At 67.6% G+C, this 626-nt stretch carries 1 protein-coding gene; it reads right to left on the reverse strand.

Features of this window, described 5'->3' with window-relative positions; translation table 11 throughout:
* On the reverse strand, positions 1–626 hold a 626-nt coding region (locus AC19YR_RS24810; protein ID WP_500600446.1), incomplete at both ends, for an acetyl-CoA C-acyltransferase.

Consider the following 626-nt stretch of genomic DNA (forward strand, 5'->3'; position numbering starts at 1 on the left):
GCCAGGCCCTTTTTGGCGTCGCGCTTGAGCATTTCGTGCAGCAGGCTCACCAGCACGCGGCAGCCCGAAGCGCCAATCGGGTGGCCCAGCGCAATGGCGCCGCCGTTGACGTTGACCTTGGCCGCGTCCCAACCCAGCTCCTGGCCTACCGCCAGGGCTTGGGCGGCGAAGGCTTCGTTGGCTTCGATCAGGTCCAGCTCGGCCAACGCCCAGCCTGCTTTTTCCAGGCAGCGGCGGGTGGCCGACACCGGGCCGATGCCCATGATCGCCGGGTCCACGCCGGCATTGGCGTAGGCAGCGATTGTCGCCAGCACCGGCAAGCCCAGGGCCTGGGCCTTGGCGGCGCTCATCAGCAGCACGGCGGCGGCGCCGTCGTTGAGGCTCGACGCATTGCCGGCGGTCACCGTGCCGTCCTTCTTGAACGCAGGTTTGAGCTTGCTCAGGGACTCAGCGGTGGTGCCGGCGCGGGGTTGTTCGTCGGTGGCGAAGGCCAACGGCTCGCCTTTGCGTTGGGGAATCAGGATCGGGGTGATTTCGTCGGCAAAGCGCCCGGCCTCGATGGCGGCCACGGCTTTTTGCTGGGATTTGGCGGCGAAGGCATCTTGGTCTTCGCGGCTGATCGCGTA

Source organism: Pseudomonas sp. MF08817 (genome assembly GCF_059862705.1).